At 60.5% G+C, this 25925-nt stretch carries 22 protein-coding genes; 9 read left to right on the top strand and 13 right to left on the bottom strand.

The window, feature by feature from the left end:
• Positions 1-13 precede the first annotated feature (13 nt).
• Together ACKUG4_RS17200 and yjiA are read left to right on the top strand one after the other, a co-directional pair.
• On the top strand, positions 14-211 hold the full coding sequence (locus ACKUG4_RS17200) for a YbdD/YjiX family protein (RefSeq protein ID WP_003228401.1): 198 nt from the start codon (positions 14-16) through the stop codon (positions 209-211).
• Positions 212-371: 160 nt separating this feature from the next.
• On the top strand, positions 372-1352 hold the full coding sequence (gene yjiA, locus ACKUG4_RS17205) for a GTPase (RefSeq protein ID WP_445434469.1): 981 nt from the start codon (positions 372-374) through the stop codon (positions 1350-1352).
• Positions 1353-1465: 113 nt separating this feature from the next.
• Here the strand turns inward: yjiA and ACKUG4_RS17210 are convergent, their stop codons facing one another.
• The 5 genes from ACKUG4_RS17210 to ACKUG4_RS17230 form a co-directional block, all read right to left on the bottom strand.
• Entirely contained in the window at positions 1466-2176 is a 711-nt protein-coding gene (locus ACKUG4_RS17210) for a GntR family transcriptional regulator (protein ID WP_445434470.1), read from the bottom strand.
• Between the two features lie 24 nt (positions 2177-2200).
• Positions 2201-2905, bottom strand: a complete 705-nt coding sequence (locus ACKUG4_RS17215; protein WP_064599554.1) for a FadR/GntR family transcriptional regulator — start codon at positions 2903-2905, stop codon at positions 2201-2203.
• A 49-nt stretch (positions 2906-2954) separates the two neighbouring features.
• Positions 2955-4268: a C4-dicarboxylate transporter DctA gene (locus ACKUG4_RS17220; protein ID WP_085612603.1), complete on the bottom strand. Its 1314-nt coding sequence runs from the start codon at positions 4266-4268 to the stop codon at positions 2955-2957.
• A gap of 276 nt (positions 4269-4544) precedes the next feature.
• The gene (glyA, locus tag ACKUG4_RS17225; protein ID WP_075948374.1) at positions 4545-5798 is read right to left on the bottom strand and encodes a serine hydroxymethyltransferase; all 1254 of its coding nucleotides are present in this window, start codon (positions 5796-5798) and stop codon (positions 4545-4547) included.
• Between the two features lie 240 nt (positions 5799-6038).
• Complete coding sequence (locus tag ACKUG4_RS17230; protein WP_445434471.1) at positions 6039-9887, bottom strand: bifunctional diguanylate cyclase/phosphodiesterase; 3849 nt, start codon at positions 9885-9887, stop codon at positions 6039-6041.
• Positions 9888-10173: 286 nt separating this feature from the next.
• On the opposite strand from ACKUG4_RS17230, the gene ettA reads away from it, so the two are divergent.
• Together ettA and gdhA are read left to right on the top strand one after the other, a co-directional pair.
• Positions 10174-11838, top strand: a complete 1665-nt coding sequence (gene ettA / locus ACKUG4_RS17235; RefSeq protein WP_007950976.1) for an energy-dependent translational throttle protein EttA — start codon at positions 10174-10176, stop codon at positions 11836-11838.
• 193 nt (positions 11839-12031) lie between these two features.
• On the top strand, positions 12032-13369 hold the full coding sequence (gdhA, locus tag ACKUG4_RS17240) for an NADP-specific glutamate dehydrogenase (protein ID WP_445434472.1): 1338 nt from the start codon (positions 12032-12034) through the stop codon (positions 13367-13369).
• Between the two features lie 10 nt (positions 13370-13379).
• Here gdhA and ACKUG4_RS17245 read toward each other — a convergent pair whose 3' ends face one another.
• The 4 genes from ACKUG4_RS17245 to ACKUG4_RS17260 form a co-directional block, all read right to left on the bottom strand.
• Positions 13380-13874: a GreA/GreB family elongation factor gene (locus tag ACKUG4_RS17245; RefSeq protein ID WP_103385464.1), complete on the bottom strand. Its 495-nt coding sequence runs from the start codon at positions 13872-13874 to the stop codon at positions 13380-13382.
• 70 nt (positions 13875-13944) lie between these two features.
• Positions 13945-14301 carry a hypothetical protein gene (locus tag ACKUG4_RS17250; RefSeq protein ID WP_007950973.1) on the bottom strand — a complete coding sequence of 119 codons (357 nt, stop codon included), beginning with the start codon at positions 14299-14301 and terminating at the stop codon, positions 13945-13947.
• Between the two features lie 216 nt (positions 14302-14517).
• Positions 14518-16371: an Lnb N-terminal periplasmic domain-containing protein gene (locus ACKUG4_RS17255; protein WP_445434473.1), complete on the bottom strand. Its 1854-nt coding sequence runs from the start codon at positions 16369-16371 to the stop codon at positions 14518-14520.
• 92 nt (positions 16372-16463) lie between these two features.
• Entirely contained in the window at positions 16464-16952 is a 489-nt protein-coding gene (locus ACKUG4_RS17260) for a DUF3015 domain-containing protein (protein WP_007950971.1), read from the bottom strand.
• A 300-nt stretch (positions 16953-17252) separates the two neighbouring features.
• Between ACKUG4_RS17260 and ACKUG4_RS17265 the strand changes: the two genes are divergently transcribed.
• The gene (locus ACKUG4_RS17265) at positions 17253-19691 is read left to right on the top strand and encodes a Lon protease family protein (protein ID WP_445434474.1); all 2439 of its coding nucleotides are present in this window, start codon (positions 17253-17255) and stop codon (positions 19689-19691) included.
• Between the two features lie 243 nt (positions 19692-19934).
• Positions 19935-20264, top strand: coding sequence for a PA4575 family protein (locus ACKUG4_RS17270; RefSeq protein WP_007950969.1), 330 nt, complete (start codon positions 19935-19937; stop codon positions 20262-20264).
• Positions 20265-20285: 21 nt separating this feature from the next.
• On the opposite strand, the gene ACKUG4_RS17275 is transcribed toward ACKUG4_RS17270, so the two are convergent.
• Positions 20286-22115, bottom strand: coding sequence for a hypothetical protein (locus ACKUG4_RS17275; protein ID WP_445434475.1), 1830 nt, complete (start codon positions 22113-22115; stop codon positions 20286-20288).
• A gap of 162 nt (positions 22116-22277) precedes the next feature.
• Between ACKUG4_RS17275 and ACKUG4_RS17280 the strand changes: the two genes are divergently transcribed.
• From ACKUG4_RS17280 to bamJ, 3 genes are all read left to right on the top strand, one after another.
• Positions 22278-22766 (top strand): TIGR00645 family protein, encoded by a 489-nt coding sequence (locus tag ACKUG4_RS17280; protein WP_007950967.1) that lies wholly within the window; start codon positions 22278-22280, stop codon positions 22764-22766.
• Positions 22767-22901: 135 nt separating this feature from the next.
• A complete protein-coding gene (locus ACKUG4_RS17285) occupies positions 22902-23207 on the top strand; it encodes a DUF6482 family protein (protein WP_064599536.1) in 306 nt (101 codons plus the stop codon).
• Positions 23208-23333: 126 nt separating this feature from the next.
• Positions 23334-23951, top strand: a complete 618-nt coding sequence (gene bamJ / locus ACKUG4_RS17290) for a BamJ family beta-barrel-assembly machinery protein (protein WP_007950965.1) — start codon at positions 23334-23336, stop codon at positions 23949-23951.
• A gap of 49 nt (positions 23952-24000) precedes the next feature.
• On the opposite strand, the gene ACKUG4_RS17295 is transcribed toward bamJ, so the two are convergent.
• The 3 genes from ACKUG4_RS17295 to ACKUG4_RS17305 form a co-directional block, all read right to left on the bottom strand.
• On the bottom strand, positions 24001-24258 hold the full coding sequence (locus ACKUG4_RS17295) for a PA4570 family protein (RefSeq protein WP_007950964.1): 258 nt from the start codon (positions 24256-24258) through the stop codon (positions 24001-24003).
• A 206-nt stretch (positions 24259-24464) separates the two neighbouring features.
• Entirely contained in the window at positions 24465-24806 is a 342-nt protein-coding gene (locus ACKUG4_RS17300) for a zinc ribbon domain-containing protein YjdM (RefSeq protein ID WP_007950963.1), read from the bottom strand.
• Between the two features lie 125 nt (positions 24807-24931).
• A complete protein-coding gene (locus tag ACKUG4_RS17305) occupies positions 24932-25900 on the bottom strand; it encodes a polyprenyl synthetase family protein (protein WP_007950962.1) in 969 nt (322 codons plus the stop codon).
• Between the last annotated feature and the right edge of the window lie 25 nt (positions 25901-25925).

Here is a 25925-nt window from a genome sequence, read left to right on the forward strand (position 1 = left end):
AGAGGATTGCAGCATGTTCAATGACCTGAGTCGCCTCGGTAAATACCTCGGTCAGGCCGCGCGCCTGATGGTCGGCATGCCCGACTACGACACCTACGTCGAGCATATGCAGACCAAACACCCGGACAAACCGGTGATGAGCTACGAGATGTTCTTCCGCGAACGTCAGGAAGCCCGTTACGGTGGCAAGGGTGGGCCGAAGTGCTGTTGATCTGACAGCCTTCGGTTGATGCAATCCCCCTGTGGGAGCGGGCTTGCTCGCGAAAGTGGTGTGTCATTGAGCAATGATGTCGACTGACACGACCCCCTTCGCGAGCAAGCCCGCTCCCACATTTGTTTTGTGTTGCTCATCAATTTCGTGAAGGGGATCGATGTTGTCTTCTCCAATACCTGTAACGGTACTCAGCGGTTTCCTCGGCGCCGGCAAGACCACTTTGCTGCGCCATCTGTTGAAAGCCGAGCACGGCCTGAAAATCGCCGTGATCGAAAACGAATTCAGCGACGCCGGTATCGACACCCAATTGCTGGGCGACGAGCCGGTGCAAGTCATGACCCTGGCCAACGGCTGCGTCTGCTGCACCATCCACACCGACCTGACCAAGGCCCTGTACCTGCTGCTTGAACGGCTGGACAGCGGCGAAATCGCTTTTGATCGGTTGGTCATCGAATGCACCGGCCTGGCCGACCCGGCCCCGGTAGCACAGACCTTTTTCATCGACGAAGAACTGCGCGAACGCTATTTGCTCGACGGCATCATCACCCTTGTGGATGCGGCCCATGCCGAACTGCATCTGACCCAGACCATTGCCCAGGCGCAGATCGGTTTTGCCGACCGCTTGCTGGTGAGCAAGACCGATCTGGTGGACGAGGCCTCGTTCACCGCGCTCAGCGAACGCCTGACCCGCATCAACCGCCGTGCGCCGATCCGCGTGGTCGAACACGGCAACATCGATCTGGCCGAGTTGCTCGATGTGCGCGGTTTCAACCTGAACGCCGATCTCGGCGGCGGGGTGAGTCTGCGACCGGTCAGCAAGGCGCCGTCCATCGACCGGATTTCCAGTCTGGTGCTGCGTACCGACCAGCCGCTGGATATCGATCAGCTCAGCGAATTCATGAATGAACTGCTGGATGCGCACGGCAAGCAGTTGCTGCGTTACAAGGGCGTGTTGAACATTGCCGGTGAAGATCGGCGGCTGGTGTTCCAGGGTGTGCTGAAACTCTACGGCTTCGACTGGGATACCGAGTGGGCCGAGGGCGAGGCTCGGGAAAGCGTGATCGTGTTTATCGCCGACGATTTGCCGGAAGAGAAAATTCGGGCGGGGTTTGCCAGGGTGGCTGCACAGCAAAACTGAATTTGTGGAGGCTCGAAGGGCCTCTTCGCGAGCAAGCCCGCTCCCACAGTAGATCGCATTCTGTCAGGAAGAATGCAGTTCATTGTGGGAGCGGGCTTGCTCGCGAAGGCGTTCTAACCAGCAACACAATATTCAGATTCTGAACCCAGCAACGTCTGCTCAAGATGTTCCAGATGCCGATTCATCAGCATGCCGGCTTTTGAAATATCTCCCCGCTCCACCGCCTCGACAATTGCCAAGTGTTCCTCCCACGCGCAACAGCTGTGCGTCTGCTTACCGCATCGCGCAATCGCCAGTGAGGTCAGCGGCACCAGCGTGCCGAGAAAATGCGTCAACGGTGCATTCCGCGCCATTTTCGCCAGCTGCAAATGAAACTCCCCGGACAGGCGAATCGCCGCCCCGCGTCGATCTTTATCCACAGCCTGGCGCTCACCTTCGATCAAGGCGCGCAGGCGCTTCAGATCTTCAGCCTGCGCATGCTGACAAGCCAATCGAACCAGCGTGTTCTCGGTCAGGCGCCGGGCGTGCAGTGCCTGACGTGTCTGCTCGGCGTCCGGCGCAGCAACACGCGGCCGATGGTTGGTCCGCAGCACGATGATCTGTTCGTGGGATAGCTGGGTCAGCGCCCGGCGCACATCGGCGCGGCTGACCCCGAACATCTGCTTGAGACTTTCTTCGGTGAAACGGCTGGCAGCATCGATGCGCTGTTCGAGGATTGCGTCGAACAGGCGCGGATACAGATCGTCCACCGGCGCGTGCAGGCGGGAGAAGGGCAGGGCCGCCGAGGTCGGGCGAGGGTGCGACGGCGTGGCAAGACTGTTCATGGCCGGTCTCCTGTGTGAGGCGTTTCAGTGGCTCAGGTTGTCATCCGGAATATTCAGCTCGATGCCCATCCGCTGGCCTTCACGCAAAATGTGCCGGCGCATTTCGGCACTGGCCTGGGCGCTGTTCTTGCTGCGGATCGCGCGCACCACGGCTTCGTTTTCTTCAAGGCGTTCGGCCAGGTGCTCCGGCGAATTGCGCAGCACTTCGGCGCTTTGCTTGAGAGCGTTGCTGGTCTGTTGCACCACGCTCTGGAAAATCGGGTTCGAGGTCAGGGTGAACAGCTCCTCGTGGAACGCGATGTAGGCGCTGACTCCGGCCTCGCTGTCGCCCGCTTCGAGGGCTTCGCGCATGTCCATCAGGGTCAGGCGCAGTTGCCCGACTTCCTTGCTGCTGATTGACTGCGCCACCAGCCCGACGATGAACGGCTCGAGGGTGTAGCGCAGTTGCAGCACGTCTTCGAGACTGGCGCCGGCTACCGCGTTGTCGTGGCTTTGGCTGTCACTGGCCTGGGCGTCGAGCACCACCACGCCTTTGCCTGGCATCGAGCGCACCAGACCGAGGGTTTCCAGCACGATCACCGCTTCACGCAGGCTCGGGCGGCTGATGCCCAGTTGTTCGGCCAGTTCGCGCTGGCCCGGCAGCATCTCGCCGGAGCGCCACTGACCACGGGCCAGCGCCGCCCGAAGTTTTTCTACCACTGAGTTGACGACGGTTGATGAAGTAATCACGGGTTCGCTCCATGTGCCGTGCCTGCATTGGCGCAGGCACGGCGGTCATTCAGAATTCTTTGGCTGCCGCTTGAGCGACGGTTTTTCTCGGCTGAAAGTTATAGCCCTGCTCGCCGTTGAGCACCTTGTTCGCCCGTTGCACATCGATGTCCTTTTCCCAACGGGCGATGGCCACGGTGGCAACGCAGTTGCCGATCAGGTTGGTCAGCGCCCGGCCGATGCCCATGAACCAGTCCACCGCCAGCACCAACACCAGACCGACCACCGGGATCGCCGGGATGGCCGTCAGCGTGGCCGCGAGAATCACCAGCGCCGAACCTGGAATGCCGTGGGCACCTTTGGAGGTAATCAGCGATACCAGCAAAATCGTCAGCAGATCGGTCATGGCCAGCGGTGTACCGGTGGCGTTGGCAATGAACACAATGGCCAGCGTCAGGTAGATCGAAAAACCGTCGAGGTTGAACGAGTAACCGGTGGGAATCACCAGGCCGACGGTCGAGCTGCCGATGCCCAGATGTTCCAGCTTGCGCATGATCTGCGGCAGCACGGCATCGGAGGACGCAGTGCCCATGACGATCAGCAGTTCTTCACGCAGGTACCTGAGCAGCGGCCACATGCGCAGGCCCGAGAGGCGCATCACCAGACCGAGAATCAGCGCGACGAAGGCGATGCAGGTCAGGTAGAACAAGCCGACGAGGCTGCCCAAGTGTTGCAGGGAATCAAGGCCATATTTGCTGGTGGTGAAGGCGATGGCGCCGAACACGCCGATCGGTGCCAGACGCACGATCATGCCCATGATGCGGAAGATCACATGGCTCAGTTCGTTGATCAGCCGCGAGATTCCGGAAGCTGCTTCGCCCACCAGATTCAACGCGCTGCCGAACAGCACCGAGAACAACAGCACTTGCAGGATGTTGTTGTCGGCAAAGGCGCCGAGTACCGAAGTCGGAATCAGGTCCATCAGGAACTGAGTGGTGGTGTGCATGTGCTGGCCGCGTTCGGCGATGTCGCCCATGTCGGCGGCGGACAGTTGCTCCAGATGGATGTTGGCGCCGCTGCCGATCCCGGTGGTGAAGGCGAACACCAGACCGATCACCAGGGCGATGGTGGTCAGCACTTCGAAGTAGATCACCGACTTGAGGCCGATACGCCCGACCTTCTTCAGATCGCCCGCGCCGCTGATGCCGCTGACCACCACGCAGAACACGATCAGGCCGATGAGCATCTTGATCAGTTTGATGAAACCGTCGCCGAGCGGTTTGAGCTGGGCCGAGTATTCAGGAAGGGTCAGCCCGCAGACGATGCCGAGCATCAGTCCGAGAACCACTTGGAGGAAGATTGAACGCGAGCACCATCTGAGCATGGGAGGAATCCTGGTCGGTGTCCTGGCTGCCGTGCGCGAAGCGCATCAGATTCAGGACTTAATTATTGTGGTCTTACCGGTATGTCCAGTGCGGGTGCAGTCTAGGCGCTGTTTTTTACGGATCGCAAGTGAAAAATGACGAATTGGCATGACCGGTCTGACCAGCTGGGCGGCAAGTCCCATTCTTGAGCGATTCAAGCGTTTGAAAAAATCCGGGCGAAAAAAAAACCGGCCAATCACTTGGCCGGTTTTTCATGCTGCGGTTTTACGTCGCAATCAAGCGCCGTACACCGGCAGTTTCTTGCAGATGGCTTTGACTTTCTCACGAACGGCGTCGATCACCGCTTCGTTGTTCAGGTCTGCCAGGATGTCGCAGATCCAGCCGGCCAGCTCTTTGCACTCAGCCTCTTTGAAGCCGCGAGTGGTCACGGCCGGAGTACCGAAGCGCAGGCCGGAGGTAACGAACGGGGAGCGTGGGTCGTTTGGCACGGAGTTCTTGTTCACGGTGATGAACGCTTTGCCCAGAGCGGCGTCGGCGTCTTTACCGGAGATTTCCTGCTTGATCAGCGACAGCAGGAACAGGTGGTTTTCAGTACCGCCGGAAACCACGTCGAAACCGCGCTCGATGAACACGCTGGCCATGGCCTGGGCGTTTTTCACCACTTGTTGCTGGTAAGCCTTGAACTCAGGCTGCAGGGCTTCCTTGAAGCAGATCGCTTTGGCGGCGATCACGTGCTCCAGCGGGCCACCCTGGGCGCCCGGGAATACGGCGGAGTTCAGCTTCTTCTCGATGTCGGCGTTGGCGCGAGCCAGGATCAGGCCACCCCGTGGACCGCGCAGGGTCTTGTGGGTGGTGGTGGTCACCACGTCAGCGAACGGAACCGGGTTCGGGTAGACGCCAGCGGCGACCAAACCGGCCACGTGAGCCATGTCGACGAACAGGTACGCGCCCACCTTGTCGGCAATGGCACGGAAGCGTGGGAAGTCGAGAATCTGCGAGTAGGCAGAGAAACCGGCCACGATCATTTTCGGCTTGTGCTCGACAGCCAGACGCTCGACTTCGTCGTAGTCGATCAGGCCGTTGGCATCGATGCCGTACTGGATGGCGTTGTACAGCTTGCCGGAGGAGGACACGCTGGCGCCGTGGGTCAGGTGACCGCCGTGGGCCAGGCTCATGCCCAGGATGGTATCACCGGCCGACAGCAGGGCCAGGTAGACAGCGGCGTTGGCTTGCGAACCTGCGTGCGGCTGAACGTTGGCGTAGTCGGCGCCGAACAGTTCCTTGGCGCGGTCGATGGCCAGCTGTTCAACAACGTCGACGTACTCGCAACCACCGTAGTAGCGCTTGCCCGGGTAGCCTTCGGCGTACTTGTTGGTCAGTACCGAGCCTTGAGCTTCCATCACCGCTGGGCTGGTGTAGTTCTCCGAAGCGATCAGCTCGATGTGTTCTTCCTGGCGCTGGGCTTCTTGCTCCATGGCGGCAAAAAGATCGGCGTCGTACTTGGCAATAGTCAAATCACGGCTGAACATGGCGGTCCTCAAGGATCGGGGGGCAGAAAAGGGGGGCATTCTAACCCATCGGGTTTTGGATGGCATATGAAACGACATCATGTCGCAGACAAGTGGCGTTCATGACAGATGTGCGGTGCTTTTGCTCGCCTCATCGCGAGCAGGCTCGCTCCCAGAGTAATCGAGGCAGGCCTGAGATTTTGTGATCGACATCAATTCCTGTGGGAGCGAGCCTGCTCGTGAAGGCCGTACCGCAGATGTTCAGTCAAACATGAACAGCGCATCATTGCTGAACTGTGCTTCGAACCGGCCCGCCGGCATCGGCCGCCCGAACAGATAGCCCTGAACCTCGTCGCAGCCATGCTCGCGCAGGAAGTCCAGTTGCTCATGGGTTTCCACGCCCTCGGCGATCACCGCCAGATTCAGGCTGTGGGCCATGGCGATGATCGCCCGGGCGATCTGCGCGTCCTGCTCGCCGGACGGCAGGCCGTCGACGAAGGTGCGGTCGATCTTCAGCACGTCGATCGGGAACTGCTTGAGGTAGTTCAGCGATGAGTAACCGGTGCCGAAGTCGTCGACCGCAATGCTCAGGCCGAGGTTCTTCAGGCCGGCAAGGATCTGCATCGCCTCGCTGACTTCACGCATCAGGATACTTTCGGTCAGTTCCAGTTCCAGGCACGCCGGCGGCAGGCCGGTTTCCCTGAGGATGGTGGCGATCCGCGTGCCGAGCTGGCCGTCGGAGAATTGCCGGGCGGAAATGTTCACCGAGACCTTCGGCACGCGCACGCGGCTCTGGTGCCAGGTCTTGAGCTGACGGCAGGCCTCGCTGATCACCCAGTCGCCGACGTCCACCACCAGCCCGAGTTCTTCGAGCACCGGGATGAAATCCCCCGGCGGCACCAGCCCGCGACGCGGATGACGCCAGCGCAGCAGGGCTTCGGCGCCGGTCAGGCGTTTGCCGTCGCCGCTGAACTGCGGCTGGTAATACAGCACGAATTCGTTCTGCTCGAGAGCGTGGCGCAGGTCGCTTTCCAGTTCCAGGCGTTCCAGTGCACTGGCGTTCATGTCGGCCTGATAGAACTGGAAGTTGTTCTTGCCGCGCTCCTTGGCGTGGTACATCGCGGTGTCGGCGTTCTTCATCAGTTGGCTGAGTTCGTTGCCGTCCTGCGGGCTCAGGGCGATGCCGATACTGGCGGTGACGAAGAACTCGCGTCCCTCAAGTACGAACGGTCGTACCAGACTGCCAAGGATCTGTTCGGCCACGTGGATCGCACGGTTCAGCGCCATTTCACGGCTGGAGCGGTGTTGCAGCAGCAGGGTGAATTCGTCGCCGCCCATTCGCGCCACGGTGTCGTCATCATCGACGCACGCCAGCAAACGCGTGGCCATGTCCTTGAGCATGCGGTCGCCGGCGGCGTGGCCGAGGGAGTCGTTGATCGGTTTGAAACGGTCGAGGTCGAGGAACATCAGCACCACCCACGACTTCTGCCGTTCGGCCGATTGCAGCGCGGTGTGCAGACGATCCTGGAACAGCGTGCGGTTCGGCAGGTGGGTCAGGGCGTCGTAGTAGGCGAGGCGGTGAATCCGCTGCTCGCTGGCCTTGCGCTCGCTGATGTCACTGAAGAAGCACACGTAACTGGCCAGGTCGCCCTCGTCATCGAGCACGGCGGTGATGCCGACCCACGCCGGGTAGTGCTCGCCGTTGCGGCGCTTGAGCCAGACCTCACCTTCCCAGGTGCTGTGCTGATGCAACTGCTTGAGCACGTAGCGCAGGTGCGCGTCCTGCTGTTCGTCGACGGTCAGCATGTTCGGCAACTGGTCGAGCACCTCACCCACCGCGTAACCGCTGACCCGGCTGAACGCCTCGTTGGCCTGGACGATATAACCGGCCGGGTCGGTGATCAGGATCGCCGAGGTCGAGTGCTCGAATACCGTGGCCGCCATCCGCAGGTCTTTCTCGGCGCGGCGTTGCTGGCTGATGTCGCGACCGACCCCGAGTACGCCTTCGAAGGCGCCATGCTCGTCCCACACCAGCACCAGGCGCAGTTCGATCGGGATCTTGCGGCCGTCGGCGCGCAGGCAGTCGAACAGGAACAGCTGGGTCTGCACCTGGCTGCGCAAAATCACCAGTTGCTCGGGTTTGCCCAGGGCTTTGCTGACGCGATCCATCAGGTGATAGATGCCGCTCAGTTGCTGCGGGTTGGCGATGGTCGACTGCCAGCCGTTCTGGAAAATCCATTCGGCGTCATAGCCCAGCACTGCCTGCACCGAGGGGCTGACATAGTTCAGGGACAGCTTGCTGTCGGTGGAGAAAATCACGTCGCTGATGCTTTCGGCGAGCATCCGGTAGCGTTGTTCGCTGTCGCGCAGGGACTCGCTGGCTTCGATCTGCTCGGTGATGTCCTTGGCCACGCCGATGATCCGCGTGACCTGGTCGTGCTTGTCCCGGGCCAGCGCCTGTTCGCGAATGTCGAAGCGCCGCCACTCGCCGTCGCGATGACGGAAGCGCAGCTGACATTGCAACAACTGGCTGTAACCGGCGTGACGCTGCATCTGCCGCGAGCGATGGTAATAGTCGGCGTCTTCCGGGTGCAGGAGGATTTCCCAGAAGTACTCGCCCATCTGATGCAGTTCGGTGCGGTTGTAGCCCAGGGTCTGGCCGAGGTGGTGGTTGCTGAAGATCATCCGCTGGCTGATCACGTCCTGCACGTACAGATGATCCGGCACGGTACGCACCACATCCGACCAGAAACCTTCGCGCTCCAGCAGCGACAGTTCGATCAGCTTGCGGCTGGTGATGTCGTTGATGCTCAGGATCACGGCCTTGTAGTCGTGCTGTTCCTGAGGCAGGCGCAGCACCAGCCACAGGTGCTGGTCGCGGCCATTGATGTCCGGGAGCTTGATTTCCAGTTCCAGCTGCTTTTGCTGCTGGAGCACGGCGTCCAGCACTTGATTGCCGATGGCGCACTGACTGTGCGGCTGACCGTCGATCAACAGTTGCCAGGCGTGGTCGCAGGAATTGACGTTGAGCAGTTGCAGCGCGACCTGGTTGACCTCGGTCACCCGCAGTTCGTGGAGCAATTGCTGGCGCTGTGCCGGCTGGTCGAGCCAGGCCTTGAGCTGGTCGCTGGTCTGGATCTGGGCCCTTTCGAAAACCTGTTTGAGCCCCGAAAGATCCAGCACGCACAACGCCACGCCGGTGCCTTCGAAAATATCCTGATAACGCCGACGCCCCTCATGCACCTGACGCTGACGACGACGCATGTTGAGCAGGGCGATAAACGGCAGCAGCGACAGCGCCAGGCCCAACAGGCATTTGCCGATGAACGCCGGCAGCAGTTGTTCGAGCACATGCTGGCGGTCGAACAGGCCACGCAGTTGCCAGTCGCTGCTGCTCAGCGGCACGGTCAGCACGCTGTTGGCCAGATCGTCCGGGGTCAGGACGCTGGTGCTGCCGATGGGCATTGCTTCGTCGCGGCTGATGATCTGATGGTTGATGCGGTTTTCCACCAGCCACAGAGGACGGATGCCTGTTTCGCCTTGTTTGGTCAGTGCTTTAAAGAAGGTGGGTGTCAGCCGCAGCGCCCAGTAACCGCGAGTGCTGCCACTGGCCTGATGCAGTAGCAGATGCACCACCGAACCGTCTTCGTCGTTGCTGAAGTAATGCGCCTGAGCGCGACTGCGGCGCACCAGATCGCTGAGGTAATCGGCGTCATGGCTGTCGGCGGCGCTGTCGCTGAGGATCTTTCCGGACGGGCTGAGCAGGGCCAGGCTGCGCAGGTCGGGCAGTGATTTCTGAAGTTTGCGCAGGAGTGCCTGCTGTTCGTCGGCCGACTGCGGTTGTTCGACGATCGGTAGCAGGTTGAGGGCGATCTGCGCGTTCAACGCCATGTTCAGGCTGACCTGAGCGGCGAGGTCGGCGGTGTAGTCGATGGTGTACTGACGCTGGTTTTTCTGGGTTTCACGCAGTTGATCGAGCAGTTGCCAGAACAGCAGCGCCAGCAGCAAAAGCACCAGCGTCGCCAGCGCGCCTTTCAAGGTTCCGCGCAGGGACGAGCCGGGCGCCGGTTGGGTGCTGCTCACAGAGGCTGGCGGAGTGACGTTGGACAAGCTGTAATCCTGCGGTCTGGCTGGACTGGCGCGACGTGCACTATAAGCCGGACGCCCAAGAGGCGGCTAGCATGCCTTGAGTTGTGGCGAAGTGCCAGCCCCACTCGGCTGGACTGCCTTCCGTCATTAAGGTAGCTTTGCCGGTTACGCGGGAGCGTTCCAGCTCCTAGACTCAGACTTTTTCAGCGCGCACGCATTGATGACCATCAAGTGAACGACGCGCATCGGTCTGGCCGGGCATCGCCTGCGCTCCAATCATTCATCTGTCACTGACCCAAGGTTCTCCATGGCTCAATACGTCTTCACCATGCATCGGCTGGGCAAAGTTGTTCCGCCGAAGCGGGAAATCCTGAAAAACATTTCGCTGTCTTTCTTCCCCGGCGCCAAGATCGGCGTACTCGGCCTCAACGGTTCGGGTAAATCCACGCTGCTGAAAATCATGGCCGGCGTCGACACCGAGTTCGAAGGCGAAGCGCGCCCGATGCCGGAACTGAACATCGGTTACCTGCCGCAAGAACCGCAACTGGATCCGACCAAGACCGTGCGTGAAGTGGTCGAGGAAGCGGTCAGCGTGATCAAGGATGCGCAAGCGCGTCTGGACGAGGTCTACGCGGCCTACGCCGACCCGGACGCCGACTTTGACAAGCTGGCCGCCGAACAGGCCAAGCTCGAAGCGATCCTGCAGGCCAGCGACGGTCACAATCTGGAGCGCCAGCTGGAAGTTGCCGCCGATGCGCTGCGTCTGCCGGCCTGGGACGCGAAAGTGGAACACCTGTCCGGTGGTGAAAAACGTCGTGTGGCCCTGTGCCGTCTGCTGCTGTCTGCCCCGGACATGCTGCTGCTCGACGAACCGACCAACCACCTGGACGCCGACTCCGTTGCGTGGCTCGAACACTTCCTGCACGACTTCCCGGGCACTGTGGTCGCGATCACGCACGACCGTTACTTCCTGGACAACGTTGCCGGCTGGATTCTGGAACTCGACCGCGGCGCGGGCATTCCTTACGAGGGCAACTACTCCGGTTGGCTGGAAGCCAAGTCCGATCGTCTGGCCCAGGAATCCAAGCAGCAATCGGCTCACGAAAAAGCCATGAAGGAAGAACTGGAGTGGGTGCGCAAAGGCGCCAAGGCCCGCCAGTCGAAATCCAAGGCTCGTCTGCAACGCTTCGAAGAAATGCAGTCGCAGGAATTCCAGAAGCGTTCGGAAACCAACGAGATCTACATCCCGGCCGGTCCGCGCCTGGGTGACAAGGTCATCGAATTCAAGAACGTCACCAAGGGCTATGGCGATCGCGTACTGATCGACAACCTGTCGTTCTCGATGCCCAAAGGCGCCATCGTCGGCGTGATCGGCGGTAACGGTGCCGGTAAGTCGACCCTGTTCCGCATGCTGATGGGCAAGGAAACCCCGGACTCCGGCAGCATCGAGATCGGCGAAACCGTGCAACTGGCCTGCGTGGATCAGAGCCGTGAAGACCTGGACGGCAGCAAGACCGTGTTCCAGCAGATCTCCGACGGTTCCGACCAGATCCGCATCGGCAACTACGAGATCCCGTCGCGTACCTACGTCGGTCGCTTCAACTTCAAGGGCGGCGATCAGCAGAAGTTCGTCAAGGACCTGTCCGGTGGTGAGCGCGGTCGTCTGCACCTGGCGCTGACTCTGAAGGAGGGCGGCAACGTCCTGCTGCTCGACGAACCGTCCAACGACCTCGACGTTGAAACCCTGCGTTCCCTGGAAGAAGCCCTGCTGGACTTCCCGGGCGCCGCCATTGTGATCTCTCACGATCGGTGGTTCCTTGACCGCGTCGCAACTCACATCCTGGCGTACGAAGACGACTCGCAAGCGGTGTTCTTCGAAGGCAACTACACCGAGTACGAAGCCGATCGCAAAAAGCGCCTCGGCGAAGCAGCGGCCCAGCCACACCGGGTACGCCACAAGAAACTGGCCTGATTACGGGTTGGTTGCATGAAACAGCGGAGCCTTCGGGCTCCGCTTTTTTTTGCCTGCAATGCAGACTGTTTTATACCTTGTGTACTATTTGTTTTCATAAATGCGACATTTTTGTCTGTTGCTGTGTACAGATCGTTTGTTACAGTCCGGCTCAATCGCTTCCAACGACAACAAATCTGCCGAGACTTTCCCCATGATCGAATCCGTCGAATCCTTCCTCGCCCGTCTGAAAAAACGCGATCCGGATCAACCCGAATTCCACCAGGCCGTCGAAGAAGTCCTGCGCAGCCTGTGGCCGTTTCTCGAAGCCAATCCGCACTATCTGACCTCGGGGATTCTGGAGCGCATCTGCGAGCCGGAGCGGGCGGTGGTGTTCCGGGTGTCGTGGGTCGACGATCAGGGCAAGGTGCAGGTCAATCGCGGTTTCCGCATCCAGATGAACAGCGCCATCGGCCCGTACAAGGGCGGCTTGCGCTTCCATCCTTCGGTGAATATGGGCGTGCTGAAATTCCTCGCCTTCGAACAGACCTTCAAGAACTCCCTGACCTCATTGCCCATGGGCGGCGGCAAGGGTGGCTCGGACTTCGATCCGAAGGGCAAGAGCGACGCCGAAGTCATGCGTTTCTGCCAGGCATTCATGAGCGAACTGTACCGGCACATCGGTGCCGACGTGGACGTGCCGGCCGGTGATATCGGTGTCGGCGCTCGGGAAATCGGTTTCCTGTTCGGCCAGTACAAGCGCCTGAGCAACCAGTTCACCAGCGTGCTGACCGGCAAGGGCATGACCTACGGCGGCAGCCTGATTCGTCCGGAAGCCACTGGTTTCGGTTGCGTGTATTTCGCTGAAGAAATGCTCAAGCGTCGCGGGCAGACCGTCGAAGGCAAGCGCGTGGCGATCTCCGGTTCCGGCAACGTTGCGCAATACGCGGCTCGCAAAGTGATGGACCTGGGCGGCAAAGTGATTTCCCTGTCCGACTCCGAAGGCACGCTGTATTGCGAGGCGGGCCTGAGCGAAGAACAGTGGCTGGCGCTGCTGGAACTTAAGAACGTCAAGCGTGGGCGGATCAGCGAATTGGCTTCCGCCTTCGGCCTGGAGTTCCGCGCCGGTCAATTGCCATGGTCGTTGCCGTGCGACATCGCGCTGCCATGCGCGACCCAGAACGAGCTCGACGCGGAATCCGCCCGCACCTTGCTGCGCAACGGCTGCATCTGCGTGGCCGAGGGCGCGAACATGCCGACCACCCTCGAGGCTGTGGATATCTTTATCGAGGCCGGCATTCTGTTTGCGCCGGGCAAGGCCTCGAATGCCGGCGGCGTGGCGGTCAGTGGGCTGGAGATGTCGCAGAACGCCATGCGCCTGCTGTGGACCGGGGGCGAAGTGGACAGCAAGTTGCACGGGATCATGCAGTCGATCCACCACGCCTGTGTGCACTACGGCGAGGAAAACGGCCGGATCAACTACGTCAAAGGCGCGAACATCGCCGGCTTCGTCAAAGTCGCCGACGCGATGCTCGCCCAAGGCGTGGTTTAAGCAACCGGGTTCAAGAGCGCTCGATGCGGATCACTTCGATCAGTTGATCGCCTGCCGGGCGCTGCCACAGCACTTCATCGTTGAGCCGCGCGCCAAGCAGCGCACGGCCCAGCGGTGAGGCCCAGTTGATCAGGCCGTTGGCCGCATCGGCCTGGTCTTCACCGACCAGTTGCACCCGGTGCTCGGTGTCGTGTTCGTCGGCGTAGGTCACCCAGCTGCCGATCTGCACTTTGTCGGTAGATGTCGGGGCCGGAGCGACTTGAGCGCTGCCGACCCGTTGATTGAAATAACGCAAATCCCGTTCGAGATCGGCCAGCCGCTGTTTGTCAGCCTGTTCGCCCTTGGCCGACTGCTCGGCGTGCAGGCTTTGCAGCTCGGCGACTTTTGCCTGCAATTGGGCAAACCCTTGCGGCGTGACGTAATTGGGCTGGGTGCTGACCTGCCGTTCGACCGGCTGATCGGCTTGCGCAGCGGCATTGTCTTCGTTGACGAAAGCGCGACTCATGGTGGGCTCCTGTTATAGCCGTTGGGCCATGGTCGCAGGCAAAAGGTTTCGCTGGATGTCTGGAAGCGACCTACTGCGAACGATAAGCCCGCGCGGCGCCCTGATCCTTCTCCTGCTGCCAGGCGCGCTCGCGTTCGTCCCAGTGCTCGTTGCGATACTGTTCGCGATCCTTGTTTTCCAGCATCGCCTGACACTGACGGAAGCCGTCGCTCCAGCCTTCGGCGTATTGCTTGTCCTTGAGATAACGCGGCACGTTCTTGCGAAATTCGCCGCTGATCGAACCGGCCGCCTGACGACCGCTGATGCATCCGTCATCGAAACCGTCGGCGAACGCCGGTGGATAACCCTTGGCAATCAGGTCTTCGTGAGTGCTCTGACAGCCACCCAGCAACAGCAACACGCCCGCGAACACCGCACACCGCCACATCACACTCTCCCGAGCCGTCACACGGCTGATAGGGAAAGTCTAGAAGCGGATTCGTCGGGCTTTGGTGAAAGGCCTGTCAGTAATTCGTTAACCAGTGGAGATCCCTGTGGGAGCGGGCTTGCCCGCGATGAGGCCATCAGACTCAACATTTCTGTTGACTGATAATTCGCTATCGCGGGCAAGCCCGCTTCCACAGTTTCAGGGATATGTTCGGGATCAGTAGTGATACCACTTCACTTCCAGCATCACTTCGGTCTCCGGCGTGGCCAGATGGCTGAACTCACGCTGGGCGCTCAGGCGCAGGCCGAGGTTGCGCGACAGTTCCCACTGCTGATTCAGGCTCAGGCTACGGCGCACTTCACCATTGAAGAAGTAATCGCCTTTGGCCTCCAGGCTGAGATTGCCCAACGGGTTTTTCCACAAAACGCCGGTATTGAAACCGCCTGCGGGGGAAACGAACTCGGCGAAATCATTGTTGTGTTCAACGCGCACGGTGCCGAGGGCAAAACCCAGCACATCGTCACCCAGCGCCCACGTGCCGCCACCGCCACCGTTGACGTGGCTGACCAGCGTCTCGTCATCATGCTTGCCCGGCACTCGCTCAAGACCGCCGGTGACTTGCCACGACAGCGGCTGCAACAGCGCGTTGCGCGGCGTCAGCGAGCGGATGGTCGCCAGATCCAGTTGCTGAAATTGCCAGTGATTGCCTTCGTACTGGCGCAGCTTCATTTGCAGGATTTCGATCTGTGCGCCGAGGGGGAAACTCTCGGCGTTGTCGTTGAGGTCGTGATAGGCCATGCGCAAGCCGTACTCGCCGAACGCGCGGTCACCGCGCGTGCCGAGACCAGCCTGCCAGGTGCGCGATTCGTGGCCGTCTTCGGGCAGACCCGGTTGGGGAATTTGCAGCTCCGGCGCCGGATTCTTGTTGATCGCCCGCAGCAATTCGAAACTGCGCTGCGCTCGCTGTGGATCACGTTCCTGGCCGTTGGCGCGGTAGCGCTCCAGCCGATACGCCGCGTCAACAATCAGCGCCTGGCGATCCCGGGGCAGGGCCTGGAAGCCTGGATCCTGCAATTGCTGCTGGTCGGCGCTGACTTTCAGCACCCAGTCCTGTTCTTCGCCGCTCAAGGGCTCGGCACGGCTGAGCAGTTCGCGCTCGCGGGACGGACGATATTCGATGTGCTCGACCAGCCCGGCTTCCTTCACCGCTTTGACGGTGTCGGTGGGGATCGCCGTCAGCGGGAATTGCTCGGTCAGGCGCAGGCTCGGGCGCGCCACCTGCAACAGTTCCAGCAGGCGATAGGAGCAGTTTTCATCGAAGAAGAAGTAATCGAACTGGATCTGCTTCAACTCCCACACGTGCTCGACCATTCGCGCGGTTTCGGCTTGCGTCAGATTGAGCCGGTATTCCCACAGATCTCGGTTTTCCAGGCTGCGGTATTCCGAGAGTTTTTCCTGATAGGGCACCAGCGCGAACAGCCCCGGATAACCGCCCATCAGGCCTTTCCAGGCGTAAAGAATGCTGTTGTCCGAACCTTCGATGTAGGCGCCGAAGTTGATCGCGTAGCTGAGCAGAGAAGTCTTGTCGCTTTGTACGTCAGCCTGGTCGATGCGCAGCAGGGTGTGGCCGAACATCGACGACGGGCTGTTGAGGTAGGCCGCCGGGAAAATCATCACCGCGCTGTGGGGCGAGACGTCCTTGAACCATTTCTTGAATTCGGCGCAGTCCGGCGCCGGTAAGTCGGTCAGGTTCAGTTGATCTTTCAACCAGCGGGTGCGTGCCGGGTAAACGCACTGTGCGTGTCGCTCACCGAGACTGGCCGGGGCGTACAACGCCTGCACGGTGGCGGCCAGTTCATGGTCGGGGTGTTCGTTGCCGTCAGGGGCGAGGAAGAATTTTTTGTCGCTGACGTAGCTGCGCCAGCCACCGAGTTTGGCGGTTTCGTAATGACCGAGGGAAATCCAGAAGCGGTCGTTGGCCAGTTGCTGCAAACGTTGAGGGTCGATGTGAGGCGCGGCGGACAGCGGGGCGCAGACACACAGCGCCAGCCAGGCAAGGCGTTTGAGCATAAATGGCAACTTAAGTCGAAAAGAAACAAAGCCCGGGAAGGGCGGGCCGAAAAAATAAAACCCGCTTCCCGAAGGAAGCGGGTGGGTCGAGCTTAAGCCTGAGTCGCGTACTTGGCCAGACGTGGGTCTGCCTTCAGAACGGCCAGGGTGTTGGTATGCACGTCTTCAGCGGTCACGTCAGCCTTGCTGAAGATCTGCTGGAAGTGCTCGTGAGTGACGGCGGCGAAGTGCGCACGGTCTTCCGGCGCCACGCCCAGTACCACGGCATAGGTCGTCAGCGCTTCGCCGTTGCCTTTTGCCATGTCTTCGGACAGCTCGTTCATCATGCCATTCATGGCAAACCAGGATTTGCCGCCATAGGTCAGCGAAGCGTTGGTGGAGCAGCCGTTGGTGCCGGACGTCATGCCGAACGTCGCGTTGCCGGAGGTGCCGTTGGTGGTGGATGCCAGGAAGTGTGCCGGGGTGCCACGCTGACCTTCGAACAGCATGTTGCCCCAACCGCAATCCGGGCCGCCTGGAGCTTGCGCCATGGCGTTGATGGATACAGCGGTGAAGAGAGTACCGAGAAGAATCCGTTTCATAGCTTTGTTCTCTTTGTGTGCATACCAATGGACAGGGTTCTGGCCCCCAAGCTCTGTACGAAACAGATCCAGACGAAGCCAGTGGGCCGGTATTAGTTCCAGCCGCGCAGTTTGGAGTTTAGGCACGTTCCGAGGGTTCCGTGAGTTTTTGCACAATATTTGGAATAAACCCCGGTTTCACGGGGCGGCGCCGCGTGCAGGGCGGTTGTCTATGCTTTGTCGTGTGGCGCGCCTTGCCAGTGGGGCTCGGGCAGCGCCAGAATGCCGCTATCTGCCCCGCCTGATTGTTAAGGAAGCCCGATGCCTGATCCTGTTGCTGCCAGCTTGCGTCTAGCGCCCGAAGCGCTGACCCGTCCGTTTTCCGCTGAACAGTTCAGCTTCACTACCACCAATGATCTGGAGCCCTTTCGCGGTGTGCTCGGCCAGGAACGTGCGGTCGAAGCCTTGCAGTTCGGTGTGGCCATGCCACGCCCCGGTTACAACGTATTTGTCATGGGCGAGCCCGGCACCGGCCGTTTCTCGTTCGTCAAACGCTACCTGAAGGCCGAAGGCAAACGCCTGCAGACCCCGGCGGACTGGGTCTACGTCAACAATTTCGATGAGCCGCGCGAACCCCGCGCTTTGGAGCTGCCATCGGGCAGCGCCGCTGCTTTCATCGGCGACATCAACGGCCTCATCGACAACCTGCTGGCGACCTTTCCTGCGGTGTTCGAGCACCCGTCCTACCAGCAGAAGAAAAGCGCCATCGACCGCGCCTTCAACCAGCGCTACGACAAGGCACTGGATGTCATCGAACGTCTGGCTTTGGAAAAAGACGTCGCCCTGTACCGCGACAGCAGCAACATCGCCTTCACCCCGATGCTCGAAGGCAAGGCGCTGGACGAAGCCGAGTTCGCCCAGTTGCCGGAGGCCGAACGCGAGCGTTTTCATGACGACATCTCCGGCCTCGAAGAGCGCCTGAACGAAGAGCTCGCCAGCCTGCCGCAATGGAAGCGCGAGTCGAGCAACCAGCTGCGTCAGCTCAACGAAGAAACCATCACCCTGGCCTTGCAGCCCTTGCTCGCACCGCTGTCGGAAAAGTACGCGGAAAATGCGGCCGTCTGCGGTTACCTGCAAGCGATGCAGGTCTATCTGCTGAGAACCGTGGTCGAGCAACTGGTCGATGACAGCAAGACCGACGCCGTCGCGCGCAAGCTGCTGGAAGAGCAATATGCGCCGAGCCTGGTGGTCGGCCATCCGGCCAGCGGCGGTGCGCCGGTGGTCTTCGAGCCGCATCCGACCTACGAAAACCTGTTCGGCCGCATCGAGTACACCACCGATCAGGGCGCGCTCTACACCACCTATCGCCAGTTGCGTCCGGGTGCGTTGCACCGCGCCAACGGTGGTTTCCTGATTCTTGAAGCGGAAAAAATGCTCGGCGAGCCGTTTGTCTGGGATGCGCTCAAGCGCGCCCTGCAATCGCGCAAGCTGAAGATGGAATCGCCGCTGGGCGAGATGGGCCGTTTCGCCACCATGACGCTCAACCCGCAGCACATTCCGTTGCAGGTCAAAGTGATCATCATCGGCGCGCGTCAGCTGTATTACACGCTGCAGGACCTTGATCCGGACTTCCAGGAGATGTTCCGTGTTCTGGTGGACTTCGACGAAGACATCCCGATGGTCGACGAAAGCCTGGAGCAGTTCGCCCAGTTGCTGAAAACCCGAACTTCGGAAGAGGGCATGGCGCCGCTGACCGCCGACGCGGTGGCGCGCCTGGCAACTTACAGCGCGCGTTTGGCCGAGCACCAGGGGCGTTTGTCGGCGCGGATCGGCGATCTGTTTCAGTTGGTCAGCGAGGCGGATTTCATCAGGCACCTGGCCAACGATGAAATGACCGACGCCGGCCACATCGAGCGTGCCCTGAAGGCCAAGGCCACCCGCACCGGCCGGGTATCGGCGCGGATTCTCGACGACATGCTGGCGGGGATCATTCTGATCGACACCGACGGCGCCGCAGTCGGCAAGTGCAACGGGCTGACGGTGCTCGAAGTCGGCGACTCGGCGTTCGGCGTGCCGGCGCGGATTTCCGCCACGGTGTACCCGGGCGGCAGCGGCATCGTCGACATCGAGCGCGAGGTCAATCTCGGTCAGCCAATCCACTCCAAGGGCGTGATGATCCTCACCGGGTATCTGGGCAGCCGTTACGCCCAGGAATTCCCGCTGGCGATTTCCGCGAGCATCGCGCTGGAGCAATCCTACGGCTACGTCGATGGCGACAGTGCGTCGCTGGGCGAGGCGTGCACACTGATTTCGGCGTTGTCGAAAACCCCGCTCAAGCAATGCTTCGCGATCACCGGCTCGATCAACCAGTTCGGCGAAGTGCAGGCGGTGGGTGGGGTCAACGAGAAGATCGAAGGCTTCTTCCGTCTCTGCGAAGCACGCGGGCTGACGGGCGAGCAGGGCGCGATCATTCCCCAGGCCAACGTTGCCACGCTGATGCTTGATGAAAAGGTGCTGGCGGCGGTGCGTGCCGGGCAGTTCCACGTTTACGCGGTGCGTCAGGCCGACGAAGCGTTGAGCCTGCTGGTGGGCGAGCCGGCCGGTGAGCCGAACGAACAGGGCGAATTCCCGGAAGGCAGCGTCAATGCGCGGGTGGTGGAGCGCCTGCGGGTGATTGCCGAGATGATCAGTGAAGAGGATCTGAAAGAGGCCGAGAAGGAACTGGCGCAGGAGGCGCTGGCCGAGGCCAAACCGGCGTAAGCCAGGCAGCCATAAAAAAACGGGAGCCTTGTGCTCCCGTTTTTGTTTTGTCGCGAACGTCGGCAAAAGTGCCATCAGTCTGGCGTCAATATTCACACAATGACCATTCGGCGCCTTCTGGTTCTGTGCGGCTTGCGCGGCGGACTTTTCTTCTATTCTCTGCTCAAGGACATCGACAGTATCACTGGATCGAAACAGCTCTTCAGCAAGGGCTGAACACCGGCTTTACCGAGGGTCGCCGCCATGTCGCGCAACCTCTGCCTCACCCGTCAGTGCCTGGGTCTCGTGACCCGTATCGAATGCGCCATCAAGCCGTTGGCCGGCGATAACGGCATGTGGACGTTGCTCTTCGCCGCCGGCATGGCCGGTGAACAACCTTCCGCCATCAAGGCCCAGGGTCCGTTCCACGGACCGATCGCCGCCGAGTCGATTCTCGACACCATCGTTGAAAGCCTGACGATGCACGGCTATGAACTGGCCAATGATCCACAGATCTGGTCGTTGCATCTGCAGGCGCAGTTACGGCAGATCAACGGTGGACGCGGACGCAGCATCGGCACTTTCGATCACTAGAGTGCCGATCATCAGCGCCGATCAGGGCGCAGCGCCCTGGGTCTGCGCCTTGTCGAGTTTGACCTCAAAGCCGTATTGCACGGTGGCGAGGTCGGTTCGCTGGTAGGTTTCCACGTGCGTCGGACGGCCGTAGAAATAATGCACGCCGAATAACGCCGGCCCTTCCGTGCTCGCGTCGTGGCTGACCGACAGAATCCGCTTCAGGTAATGACCGCTGTCGTCCTTGACGAAAAATCGCCATTCGTTGGCGGGGAATCGCTTTAAATCCACCACCAATGCGTTGTTCCTGATTTCCAGACCTTTAGGCAGGGCCTTGGCTTCATAAGCCTGTTTGTCCACCGTGGCCAGGAACAACGGCATCGAGCCGACGGCAATCGCCGGGGTTTCCGGGAACAGGTTCAGGTCGTAGGTGATGGTCGCCTGCAGCGGGTCGACCTGATACGCCTCGGGCGGCAGTTCGATCGGCTCGTCGAGTTTGCCGTTGTGTTTTTCAGTGAAGAACGTCACCGGGCTTTCGCCGGGGCTGAAGTCGTCGCCGAGCATTTCATCGTTGAAGGTTTTGCGGTGGTCGAATTCGATGCGCGCGGCGCTCGGCTCTTCAACCGACTGGCGGATATGAACGCCGCTTTTCAGCTGTTCTTCAGTCAGGGACGCGCCCTTGAGCCAGTCGGGCGCGAGGTCATCGTAGACGGTGATCGGCAGGTCGAGCGGCTGCACGGTTTTTTCCGTGGTGTGCGGATCGAATTCGCGCACGGGCAAATCCAGCGCCTTGCGGGTGACGGTTGCTTCGGAAAAATCCAGCAGGCTGACTTCGAGGGCGTCGATCGGGCCGTTGAAGTACACCTTGTTGTAGTGGCGCGGATGCTGCTGTTCAAAGGCCTGTTGTTCATCGTCCAGCTTTTTTTCCAGCGTCTCGCTCCAGGCTTTTTGCTGTTGCAGGTAGGCCAGCTGCTTTTGATAGAACGCCACCTGCTCGGGGTTTTCATTGATGGCGCCGGCCCGCACCAGATACTGGCCCGTCGAATCGCGGGCCTGGACGATCAACGGATTGAGCCGGGTATTGGCGACTTCCGGGGCGAGCGGCAGTTGGTTGCTGAACTCGAGTTCGGCGTAGTGTGTGTCCAGTTTCAGCAAGGTCACGCTGAGGCTGCCATCGGAGCGGGTCTGGCCGACGTCCTTTTTATCCAGATTGAAACTGTGCAGGCGTTTCGGGACGATGACTTCCACCTGGCCTTGCAGGCTGACCGGGCGCGGCAGGTTGTTCTTGTCGACATTCAGCCCTTCGATGAACGGGTAAGTGACAGTCAGGTCATCGGGGTTGGTGACGTTGGAACTGGAAGGACTGAGCTGAATGCCCGGATCGGTTTCCGACCATTCCGGTTGATAGGCAATCACCCGTTTGTTGCTCAGGGTCACCGAGCGCCACTCCACGCCATGGGGGAACAGAAAGCCGCCGGGGATGTTGAGATTGAAAGGGAACACCGGTTGCAGATCGGTGAGGTAATCGGAACTGGAATCCTTGTGCAGCACGAACAGGCCGTTGATGAAGGTATCGACCAGCGTCTGCGGCGTGGGGTAGTGCCTGAGCACGCCGAGGGCGTCTTCGCCGTATTCGGTAATGGACGGTTTGTTGTCGAGCTTCTGTTGCGCGCGTTCGAGCAACAGCAGCGAACGGCCGAGTTCGGTCACGGCGTCCTTGAGTTTGGGGTCGGTGATGGCGTCCAGCGACTGCTCGAACTGCGCGGTCTTTTCCTCGAGGCTGACGGCAGGCTTTTCATCGCCGGGCGAACACCCGCCAAGCAACAGGGCAAAGCAAATTCCGGCAGTCGTTATCGGCAATCGCACATCCATTTCCCGTCTTCCTGTGCACTGTCGCTGGGCTGTCAATGGTTTGGACACTAGCAGAAAAACTTTGACACACACACGCAGGTGGCGGATTTCCGGGCGGTTTCTGGCTGTCATGGGCGGCTGGTATACTCGCCGCCGATTTCAACCCTTCTTGTGTGAGAGTCAATGGAACGCTTTATCGAAAATGCAATGTACGCCACGCGCTGGCTGCTGGCGCCGATCTACATCGGGCTGTCCCTGGGGCTGCTGGCGCTGGCATTGAAATTCTTCCAGGAAGTGTTTCATGTCATTCCCAACGTTTTCTCCATGGCCGAGTCCGAGCTGATTCTGGTGCTGCTGTCGCTGATCGACATGGCGCTGGTCGGCGGCTTGCTGGTGATGGTGATGATTTCCGGCTACGAGAACTTCGTCTCCGAGCTGAACATCGATGAAGGCAAGGAAAAGCTCAGCTGGCTGGGCACCATGGACTCCTCGTCGCTGAAGATGAAAGTGGCGGCGTCGATCGTTGCAATCTCTTCGATCCATCTGCTGCGGATCTTCATGGATGCCAAGAACGTCGATCCCGAGCACCTGATGTGGTACGTGATCATCCACATGACCTTCGTGATCTCGGCGTTTGCCATGGGTTATCTGGACAAGCTCACCAAGCACTGATGAGCTGACGATTGCTGTAACAAAACCGCCCGTCTGTTGCGAAACAGACGGGCGGTGTCGTTTGTGGCTTGTGCTTTGATCCGCCGAGGCATATCCCTGTAGGTCTCAAGGCTTGCCACCGCGTGAGGTGCGTTCATGAACCTGCAAGAGTTGAATGCGTTTGCCGTCGCCAGAAAGGTCGACGAACTGAACCTGATCTCCATGGAAGGCGGGATCTATCTGCTTGAGGCCCGGATGCATGGCGCGGCGTATCCGCTGAGCGATCCGCAGGGGAATATGCTGACGCTGCGTTCGGTCGAGCATGCCCGGGATGTGCTGCATAACTTTCCGGTGCTGCCGTTCAACCTGGTGCACACCTCGGTGCACGATGAAATGTGCGGTCTTGGCGCCAGTGGCGAAGAAAGCCTGAAGGTGCCGCTGGCTTGGCGATCCGCGCTGTAGGCCCTGGGGCCTGATCAATGCCGGAACATCTGTGCTAGTCTGCTCGCCCTTTTGGTTCCGGGCGCGCCGGGACGCGCTGTGTACGCACGGCAGGTCCTGAGGCCGTCCGCACAGCGGAGCAGTGTCATGTCCGAAGTTAATCTGTCCACCGACGAAACCCGCGTCAGCTACGGTATTGGCCGTCAGTTGGGTGACCAGCTGCGCGACAACCCGCCACCGGGTGTCAGCCTGGACGCCATCCTGGCCGGTCTGACCGACGCGTTCGCCGGTAAGGAAAGCCGTGTAAGTCAGGAAGCCATGTCCGCCAGCTTCAAGGTGATCCGCGAGATCATGCAAGCCGAAGCCGCTGCCAAGGCTGAAGCCGCTGCTGGCGAAGGCCTGGCATTCCTGGCTGAAAACGCCAAGAAAGAAGGCATCACCACCCTGGCCTCCGGTCTGCAATTCGAAGTGCTGACGCAGGGCGAAGGCGCCAAGCCATCCCGTGAAGACACCGTGCGTACTCACTACCACGGCACGCTGATCGACGGCACTGTGTTCGACAGCTCCTACGAGCGTGGCCAGCCCGCTGAATTCCCTGTTGGCGGCGTTATCGCTGGCTGGACCGAAGCCCTGCAACTAATGAATGCCGGCAGTAAATGGCGTCTGTATGTGCCGAGCGAGCTGGCTTACGGTGCTCAAGGCGTTGGCAGCATCCCGCCGCACAGCGTTCTGGTGTTCGACGTCGAGCTGCTCGACGTTCTGTAATCCCGTTACCCTGCACAAGCGTGGCTTGTGCAGGGTTTCCTCGCCGTTCTCATACTTCGATCTTGTTGTGCAGTTCACTGGTCGGGCGCAAGGCCCGGGCATAGCAGAACAGGAACAGATTGCGCACCAGCTCCTTGAGCACCAATGGCTCGCTGGAACTCAGGCCGCTGACGTCAAGATCCCCTTGATCCTGCAGTTCATGCAGGGCTTCTTCTTCCAGTACGGCACAGACTTCACCGGTTTCCCGATGCAGGATCCTGAGGTACGGATGCGGGCGATCCAGCCAGGCGTCGATCAAATAAGTCATGGGTCTCATCTCCATTGAAAGGTTTCAATGAGAATAATTCTTATTCGTCAAATAGCAAGCGCCTATTGGCGGTTTGTGATTTTTTGCGGGTAAAGATTGCGTAAGGTCAAAACGGCTGGCGTTTGGCTATCGCGAGGATTTGCTGGGGATTGCGGGGGAGGGCGAAGCTCCATCCCACGGCGGGCGCGGGATGGAAGACAGCAGACTCAGACTTTTCTGACGAACTCGGATTTGAGTTTCATCGGGCCGATGCCGTCGATCTTGCAGTCGATGTCGTGATCGCCATCGCACAGGCGGATGTTCTTGACCTTGGTGCCGACCTTGACCACCAGCGAGGTGCCCTTGACCTTCAGGTCCTTGATCACGGTGATGGTGTCGCCGTCCTGCAGGACGTTACCGACCGAATCTTTCTTCACGGCATCATCGGACGCCACTTCGGCTTCACCGCCGGCAGACCACTCGTGGGCGCACTCCGGGCACACCAGTTGGGTGCCGTCTTCGTAGGTGTATTCGGAATTGCATTTCGGGCAGGGTGGCAACGTGCTCACTAAGGCTCCTTGGAGAGGGGATCGCTAAAAGTCGCACATTGTATAGGGTTTTAGCCGCCGATGGCAGGCAACAAAAAACCGCAGGCTCCAACGGAGGCTGCGGTTTTTAGATGACGCGATGCTGATCAGTGCGTGCGGGCGACCGCGAACTCGCTCAGCTCAACCAGCGCATCGCGGTATTCGCTGGCCGGCAGCGCGTCGAGGCACTTGATCGCACGGGCCACGTAATCACGGGCCAGTTGCGCTGTGTATTCCAGCGAACCGGAGGCTTCCACGGCGATGCGGATGCTTTCCAGGTCTTCGATCCCGCCTTTCTGGATTGCCTGGCGTACCAGTGCGGCTTGCTCTGGCGTGCCTTCGCGCATGGTGTAGATCAGCGGCAGGGTCGGCTTGCCTTCGGCCAGATCGTCACCGACGTTCTTGCCCAGGGTTTCGGCGTCGCCCTTGTAGTCGAGCAGGTCGTCGACCAGTTGGAACGCCACGCCCAGGTGATCGCCGAAGGTGCGCAGGGCTTCGCTCTGCTCGGCGGTGGCACCGGCCAGCGCCGCGGCACTGTGGGTCGAAGCCTCGAAGAGCATCGCGGTCTTGCCGCGGATGACTTCCATGTAGGTTTCTTCGGTGGTGCTGGCGTCGCGGACCTTGGACAGTTGCAGCACTTCGCCTTCGGCGATGATGCGCGTGGCCTGAGACAGGATCTTCATCACCGGCATCGAGCCCAGTTCGACCATCATCTCGAACGAACGCGAGTACAGGAAGTCGCCCACCAGTACGCTCGGGGCGTTGCCCCACATGGCGTTGGCGGTGGAGCGGCCACGGCGCATGCCGGACATGTCGACCACGTCGTCATGCAGCAGGGTGGCGGTGTGCAGGAATTCGATGGTGGCGGCCAGCAGGCGCATGTCGTCGCCTTCGCGACCCAGGGCCTTGCCACACAGCAGCACCAATAAAGGACGCAGGCGTTTGCCGCCGGCCGACGTGATGTAATCGCCGATTTTCGATACCAGCGGCACTCGGGAAGTCAGCTGCTTCTTGATGATGCCGTCGACGGCGCTAAAATCGTCCGCCACCGCGCGGTAGAAAGCTTGGGGTTGCATCAGCGACAGGTGCTCCAGAAGGGTT

Source organism: Candidatus Pseudomonas auctus, from assembly GCF_048654275.1.
Lineage (GTDB): Bacteria > Pseudomonadota > Gammaproteobacteria > Pseudomonadales > Pseudomonadaceae > Aquipseudomonas > Aquipseudomonas pharyngis.

Excerpts from the sequence above, each read along its gene's own strand:
- ACKUG4_RS17295 (WP_007950964.1), bottom strand. The coding sequence starts at position 24,258 with ATGACTTATTTGATCGACGCCTGGCTGGATCGCCCGCATCCGTACCTC.
- ACKUG4_RS17270 (WP_007950969.1), top strand. The coding sequence starts at position 19,935 with ATGTCGCGCAACCTCTGCCTCACCCGTCAGTGCCTGGGTCTCGTGACC.
- ACKUG4_RS17255 (WP_445434473.1), bottom strand. The coding sequence starts at position 16,371 with ATGCTCAAACGCCTTGCCTGGCTGGCGCTGTGTGTCTGCGCCCCGCTG.
- ACKUG4_RS17265 (WP_445434474.1), top strand. The coding sequence starts at position 17,253 with ATGCCTGATCCTGTTGCTGCCAGCTTGCGTCTAGCGCCCGAAGCGCTG.
- ACKUG4_RS17245 (WP_103385464.1), bottom strand. The coding sequence starts at position 13,874 with ATGAGTCGCGCTTTCGTCAACGAAGACAATGCCGCTGCGCAAGCCGAT.
- ACKUG4_RS17305 (WP_007950962.1), bottom strand. The coding sequence starts at position 25,900 with ATGCAACCCCAAGCTTTCTACCGCGCGGTGGCGGACGATTTTAGCGCC.
- ACKUG4_RS17285 (WP_064599536.1), top strand. The coding sequence starts at position 22,902 with ATGAACCTGCAAGAGTTGAATGCGTTTGCCGTCGCCAGAAAGGTCGAC.
- ACKUG4_RS17260 (WP_007950971.1), bottom strand. The coding sequence starts at position 16,952 with ATGAAACGGATTCTTCTCGGTACTCTCTTCACCGCTGTATCCATCAAC.
- ACKUG4_RS17280 (WP_007950967.1), top strand. The coding sequence starts at position 22,278 with ATGGAACGCTTTATCGAAAATGCAATGTACGCCACGCGCTGGCTGCTG.
- bamJ (WP_007950965.1), top strand. The coding sequence starts at position 23,334 with ATGTCCGAAGTTAATCTGTCCACCGACGAAACCCGCGTCAGCTACGGT.
- ACKUG4_RS17220 (WP_085612603.1), bottom strand. The coding sequence starts at position 4,268 with ATGCTCAGATGGTGCTCGCGTTCAATCTTCCTCCAAGTGGTTCTCGGA.
- yjiA (WP_445434469.1), top strand. The coding sequence starts at position 372 with ATGTTGTCTTCTCCAATACCTGTAACGGTACTCAGCGGTTTCCTCGGC.
- ACKUG4_RS17200 (WP_003228401.1), top strand. The coding sequence starts at position 14 with ATGTTCAATGACCTGAGTCGCCTCGGTAAATACCTCGGTCAGGCCGCG.
- ACKUG4_RS17210 (WP_445434470.1), bottom strand. The coding sequence starts at position 2,176 with ATGAACAGTCTTGCCACGCCGTCGCACCCTCGCCCGACCTCGGCGGCC.
- ACKUG4_RS17275 (WP_445434475.1), bottom strand. The coding sequence starts at position 22,115 with ATGGATGTGCGATTGCCGATAACGACTGCCGGAATTTGCTTTGCCCTG.
- ACKUG4_RS17250 (WP_007950973.1), bottom strand. The coding sequence starts at position 14,301 with ATGTGGCGGTGTGCGGTGTTCGCGGGCGTGTTGCTGTTGCTGGGTGGC.
- gdhA (WP_445434472.1), top strand. The coding sequence starts at position 12,032 with ATGATCGAATCCGTCGAATCCTTCCTCGCCCGTCTGAAAAAACGCGAT.
- ettA (WP_007950976.1), top strand. The coding sequence starts at position 10,174 with ATGGCTCAATACGTCTTCACCATGCATCGGCTGGGCAAAGTTGTTCCG.
- glyA (WP_075948374.1), bottom strand. The coding sequence starts at position 5,798 with ATGTTCAGCCGTGATTTGACTATTGCCAAGTACGACGCCGATCTTTTT.